The following is a 6017-nucleotide window of genomic DNA, read 5'->3' on the forward strand; positions in this document are numbered from 1 at the left end:
CGCCGCGGGTCCGGTCGGCGGCCTCGCCGTCGCCGGTGCAGCCGAGCGCGCGCAGCTGGCGGGCCGCCAGCGCGACGGCCGTCCCGGCGCCCTCGACCGTCAACCGGACGCCGCTCAGCGGCGCGTTGGGGGCGGGGGCGGCGTCGCCGGGAGGAGGTGACGTGTCGTCGGGCATGCCGGGCGAGCCCGTGCTGATCCGTGGCATCGGTCCTCATCGTGGGGCAGGTGCGGGTCGGTCGGTGCGCGCCGCCGGCCCCCGCGGAACCCTCCCGCGCCGGGGCCGTCAGGGTTTCCCGCAGCGGGGCGGCGGGAGCGCCCGCATCGACGCGCGCGGTCGTGCGCCGTCGCGCGCGAGCCGGCACGCGCTGTTCGTGCGCGCTCCGTGACGACGCTATCACGCCAGGTGACCGGTGATCACCTGCCGTCACCCGCCCGCCCTCGCTCCGCACCGTTCGAGCAACTAGGGTGCAGCGGAACGCGGTGGGTGGCCGCAGCGGCGGGGAGGAAGGCGCGGGGGTGGTCGCGGCGGGGCCGGGGGCGGGGCTGGGTGCGGGCTGCGGCGCGCGCTGGGTGGTGTGGCGCCCGTGGGTGACCGACGTCGGCATCGCGGTGGCGCTGACGGTGGTCAGCGTGCTGCTCGGCCACGAGAGGCCGCCGCACGGCTGGCGGCCGCTGAACACCGAGGGCTACCTGCTCACCTGCGCGGTCAATCTGGTGCTGGTCGGCCGGCGGCGGTTCCCGATGACCGTGCTGATGGTCGCAGGCGCCTTCTGGATCCTCTACATCGCCGACGGCTTCTGGCCGGTGGTGGACAACTCCGGTCCGTTCGTCGCCTTCTACACGGTCTCCGTGCGACGCGGCGCCACGGCGACCGCGGTCGGCGGCGCGGTGATCGCCGCGATCTGGATCGGCGCGGGCCTGGACAACGCGCAGAGTGACATGGGTTCGGTCATCGCGCAGGCACTGGTGATCCCGGCCATCCTCACCCGGTTCGGGCGTCACGAGCGCGAGTTGGGCATACGCAATCGTCAGCTGGGCGACCTCGCGCAGCAGTTGGCCGAGCAGCAGGAGGCCCGTGCCGAACACGCGGTCACCCAGGAGCGGTTGCGGATCGCCCGGGAGCTGCACGACGTGGTCGCCCACCACCTGTCGGTGATCTCGGTGCAGGCCGGGCTGGCCGACTACGTCTTCAGCTCGGACCCGCCGACCGCCCGGACCGCGCTGCGGACCATCGCCGAGACCAGCCGGGAGACCCTGGAGGAGATGCGCAGCCTGCTGCAGGTGCTGCGGCTGCCGCCCGGTGACGGTCTCGACCCGCCGGGCGACTCCTTGCGCCCGACGCCCGGACTGGCCCGCCTCGGCGACCTGGTGGAGCGGGTGGAGGCCGCCGGTGTGCGCACCGAGGTCCGGCTCAGTGGTGTCCGGCGGGCGCTGCCCTCCGGGGTGGACCTGTGCGCCTACCGGATCGTCCAGGAGGCGCTGACCAACGTGCTCAAGCACGCCGGCCCGACCGAGGTGGTGCTGGCCGTGCACTACGGGCGCGACCGCCTCACCGGCCGGATCACCGACTCGGGCGGCGGCGTCCCGCTGCCGGTCAGCGCGCCGAACCTGCCCGGTGGCGGACACGGGCTGATCGGCATGCGCGAGCGCGTCAGGCTGTACGGCGGGGAGCTGCGGGCCGCGCCGCTCACGGGCGGGCGGGGCTTCGAGGTGCACTTCACCATCCCGATCGGCCCACCGCTGCCCGCACCGCCACCGCCACCCGCACCCGTGCCCGCGGCCGCACCCACCCCCGCGCCCGCCGAGGCCGACGCCCCGGCCCCCGCCACCCCGGACCCCGCCGAGCCACCGATCGCTGCGGGCCGCCCGGCGGGCTAACCTCGGTGGTATGGGAGAGCGACAGGTCGCGCCCAGCGCGCCGCAGCTGGTCCTGCAGACCGCCGGCGACTCGAAGCTCCTCAGCCCGAGCCGCTCCTACCACGTCGGCCGTGACCCGGTCAGCGAGATCCAACTCGCCGACCCCCGGGTCTCCTGGCACCACGCGTTACTGCACGTCGACCACGGCCACTGGACGCTGGACGATCTGGACAGCACCAACGGCACCTACGTGGCGGGTCGCCGGATCGGCCACCTCGACGTCGGCGACGGCAGCGTGATCCGCTTCGGCAGCCCCGGCGACGGCCCCCAGGTGGCCCTCAGCGCGGCACCCGCACCCGCTCGTGCCCCCGCACCCGCTCCGGCCCCTACCCCCGCCCCCGCCCCCGCCCCCGCCCCCGCCCCCGCCCCCGCCCCCGCCCCCGCGCGGGCCGTGGCGCCTCCCGCCCGTCCCGCGGGGCCGCGTCCCAGCGCGCTCACCCCGATCACCGGCTCCTTCCGGCCGCCGACCAGCGTCCACCCGCTGCCGGAGCGGACGGTGCGGATCGGCCGCGCGCCCGGCAACGACCTGGTCGTCGACGACCTCGAAGTCTCCCGCCGGCACGCCGAACTGCGCGCCCGGGGCGAGGGCCGGTTCGAGATCGCCGACCTCGGCAGCCACAACGGCACGTACCTCAACGGGCAGCCGGTGCTGACCGCCGAGGTCGCCCCCGGGGACCTGATCGGCATCGGCCACTCGGTCTTCTGCCTGGTCGACGGCCAGTTGCAGGAGTTCGTCGACACCGGGGACGTCACGCTGGACGTCGAGGGCCTGGTGGTCACGGTGGCCGGCGGTCGCCGACTGCTGGACGAGATCACCTTCCCGGTCGGCCAGAAGTGCCTGCTGGCGGTGGCCGGGCCCAGCGGCTCGGGCAAGTCCACGCTGCTGAACGCGCTCACCGGTCTGCGCCCCGCCGACAGCGGCACGGTCCGCTACGACGGCCGCGACCTCTACCGCGACTACGCCGAACTGCGCCGCCGGATCGGGCTGGTGCCGCAGGACGACATCCTGCACACCCAGCTGACCGTGCGCCGGGCGCTGGGCTACGCCGCCGAGTTGCGCTTCCCCGGCGACACGGCCCCCGCCGAGCGGGAGGCCCGGATCGTCGAGGTGATCGGCGAACTCGGCCTGGACAAGTGCGCGGACCTGGTGATCTCCCGGCTCTCCGGCGGTCAGCGCAAGCGCGTCAGCGTCGCCCTCGAACTGCTCACCAAGCCCTCCCTGCTCTTCCTGGACGAGCCCACCTCCGGCCTCGACCCGGGCATGGACCGCTCGGTGATGCACATGCTGCGCGACCTGGCCGACGACGGCCGCACCGTCGTGGTGGTCACCCACAGCGTGCTCAGCCTGGACGTCTGCGACCGGCTGCTGCTGCTCGCCCCCGGCGGGCACACCGCCTACTACGGGCCGCCGGCCGAGAGCCTGCCGTACTTCGGCTACTCGCAGTGGCCGGAGGCCTTCGAGGCCTTCGAGACCGAGGAGAACCGCGACTGGGCCGGCCAGTTCCGCACCTCGGCGCCCTACCGGCGCTACGTGGCGCCGATGGCCGAGTCCGTCCAGCACCCGCCGCCCGCGGCCGACCGGCCCGCGCTCGCGCAGCCGATGCCGCAGCGCTGGCACTCCCAACTGAGCACCCTGGTCCGCCGGTACGCCACCGCGCTGACCGCCGACCGGACCTTCCTGGCCGTCATGATCGCGCTGCCCTTCGTGATGGGCGTCATGGGCCGCGCGCTGGCCGGCGGCACCCTCACCCAGGACACCGGACTGAACGCCCTGTTGATCCTCTGCGTCGGCGGCGTGCTGATCGGCGCCGCCAACGCGGTGCGCGAACTGGTCAAGGAACGGGTGATCTACCAGCGCGAGCGGGCGGTGGGCCTGTCCAGATCGGCCTACCTCTGCTCCAAGGTGGTGGTGTTGGGCACGGTCACGGTCGTGCAGGCCGTGGTGCTCACCATGGTCGCGCTGGCCGGGGTGAGGTTGCGGCCCCAGGGCGGCAGCGGGGTCTTCCTGCCACCGCTGCTCGAAATCACCCTGGCGGTGGCCCTGTTGGCCTTCACCGCGATGATGCTCGGGCTGTTCATCTCGGCGCTGGTGAACAAGGAGGAGGTCACCATGCCGCTGCTTGTGCTGCTGGCCATCGTGCAGGTGGTCTTCTGCGGCGCCCTGTTGCGGCTGAACGGCGTGCCCGGGCTCAACCAGCTCTCCTGGCTGGTGCCTTCACGCTGGGCGCTGGGGGCGATGGCCGCCACCGTGGACCTGCACGCCATCGTGCCGGGCACGTTGACCAGCGACCCGCTCTTCCGGCACAGCGAGAAGGTCTGGTTGCTGGACATGGGCATGCTGGTGGCCCTCTCGGTCGTCCTGGGCGTGATCGTCGCGCAGCTGCTGCGGCGGCACGAACCGGCCGTCATGCGGCGGTGATCGGGGGTGGGACCGGTGGACGAGGCGGAGTTCGAACCCACCCATGTGGTGCCGCCCGGCGGGCTACCGACCTGGGCCGCCCCCGACCCCGCCCGGCCCTCCGCGCGGCTCGACCCGCTGCTGCCGGTGCGGGTGACGGAGGTGCGCGGCGACTGGGCGCTGGCGGTCTGCGCCAACGGCTGGTCGACCTGGGTGGACGGGCGGCTGCTGGTGGGTCTGCCGCACGGCCCGGCCGGCGCGCCGCTGGTGGAGGGGCAGGACCCGCGCCCGCTGCTGGCCCGGCTGGAGATGGCGCTGGCCGCCTACCGCCGGCTGCTGGACGAACTGGCCGCCGGGCGGATCACCCTGGAGGCCTTCCGCGCCCGGGCCGGCGACGTGCGGGTGGGCGCGGTGCTGGACGGGCCGGACGCCTGGCTGCTCGACCTGGACGAGGGCCGCTGGTACTACTGCGACGGCAGCCGGCTGCAGACGTACGCGGCGGTGGCCGCGCCCCCGCAGGGCGCCGTCCGGCCGGACCGCCCGCCGCCGTACACCCCCGACCGCGTGCCGCCGTACGCCCCCGACCGGCCGGCGGCCGGGCAGGTCGCGGAGGCCGGCGCGCGGGTGGATGACGGTTCCTGATGTCCACCGTCCCCTCGGACCTGATCGGCCGCCGGATCGCCGGCTACCGGCTGGAGCGCGAGATCGGCCGTGGCGGCATGGCGGTCGTCTTCCGCGCCGAGGACCTGCGGCTGGGGCGGACCGTCGCGGTCAAGGTGCTGGCCCCCGAGCTCGCCCGCAACGACGTCTTCCGCAAGCGCTTCGAGCACGAGTCGCGGATCGCCGCCTCCATCGACCACCCGCACATCGTGCCGGTCTTCGAGGCGGGTGAGGCGCAGGGGGTGCTCTTCATCGCGATGCGCTACGTGCGCGGCCGCGACCTGCGGGCACTGCTCGACCGCGAGGGACCGTTGCCGGTGGCCCGGGCGGTGCGGATCATGGGCCAGGTGGCCTCGGCGCTGGACGCGGCGCACGCCCACGACCTGGTGCACCGCGACGTGAAGCCCGGCAACATCCTGGTCGCCGAGGGCACCGACAGCGAGCACCCCGAGCACATCTACCTGACCGACTTCGGGCTGACCAAGAAGTCGCTCTCGCTGACCGGCTTCACCACCGTCGGCCAGTTCGTCGGCACGCTGGACTACGTGGCGCCCGAGCAGATCGCGGGCAAGCCGGTGGACGGTCGGTGCGACGTGTACAGCCTGGCGTGCGTGGTGCAGGAGGTGCTGACCGGCCGTCCGCCGTTCGAGCGCGACGACGACATGGCGCTGCTCTGGGCGCACCTGCACGACGCGCCGCCGGGCACCGGCCTCGAACCCGAGGTGGACGAGGTGCTGGCGCGGGCGCTGGCGAAGGAGCCGCAGGGGCGGTACGAGAGCTGCGCGGGGTTCGTCGGGGCGCTGCGGCGGGCGGGGGCCCGGGCCGCCGGCGGCGGGGGGCCGACGGGCGGCGCCACGCCGACGCAGGTGGTGCTGCCGGGAGACCTCGGCATCCCGGCCGAGCCGTCGGTGCCGCCCGCACCGGCGGTGGCCGCGGTGGTGACGCCGGAGCCCGTCACGCCGGAGCCCGTCACGCGGGGGCCCGTCACGCCGGAGCCGGTGACGCCCGGGCCGGCGGTGACGCCCGTCCGTCCGGTGGCGGC

At 75.0% G+C, this 6017-nt stretch carries 5 protein-coding genes; 4 read left to right on the plus strand and 1 reads right to left on the minus strand.

The features are described from left to right. A partial coding sequence (locus ABD323_RS38920; protein WP_344446832.1) for a hypothetical protein occupies positions 1-205 on the minus strand: 205 nt, incomplete at its 3' end. Positions 206-465: 260 nt separating this feature from the next. On the opposite strand from ABD323_RS38920, the gene ABD323_RS38925 reads away from it, so the two are divergent. The 4 genes from ABD323_RS38925 to ABD323_RS38940 form a co-directional block, all read left to right on the plus strand. Beyond that, a complete protein-coding gene (locus ABD323_RS38925) occupies positions 466-1878 on the plus strand; it encodes a sensor histidine kinase (protein WP_344446833.1) in 1413 nt (470 codons plus the stop codon). 10 nt (positions 1879-1888) lie between these two features. Continuing rightward, complete coding sequence (locus ABD323_RS38930; protein WP_344446834.1) at positions 1889-4336, plus strand: ABC transporter ATP-binding protein/permease; 2448 nt, start codon at positions 1889-1891, stop codon at positions 4334-4336. Positions 4337-4351: 15 nt separating this feature from the next. Next, entirely contained in the window at positions 4352-4957 is a 606-nt protein-coding gene (locus tag ABD323_RS38935; protein ID WP_344446835.1) for a hypothetical protein, read from the plus strand. Further along, a partial coding sequence (locus ABD323_RS38940) for a serine/threonine-protein kinase (RefSeq protein ID WP_344446836.1) occupies positions 4957-6017 on the plus strand: 1061 nt, incomplete at its 3' end. The genes ABD323_RS38935 and ABD323_RS38940, both read left to right, overlap by 1 nt.

Source organism: Kitasatospora nipponensis (genome assembly GCF_039528135.1).
GTDB classification, from domain to species: Bacteria; Actinomycetota; Actinomycetes; order Streptomycetales; family Streptomycetaceae; genus Kitasatospora; species Kitasatospora nipponensis.

Bases quoted from the DNA above. Each gene is read 5' to 3' on its own strand.
- ABD323_RS38930 (WP_344446834.1), top strand. From the start codon at position 1,889: ATGGGAGAGCGACAGGTCGCGCCCAGCGCGCCGCAGCTGGTCCTGCAG.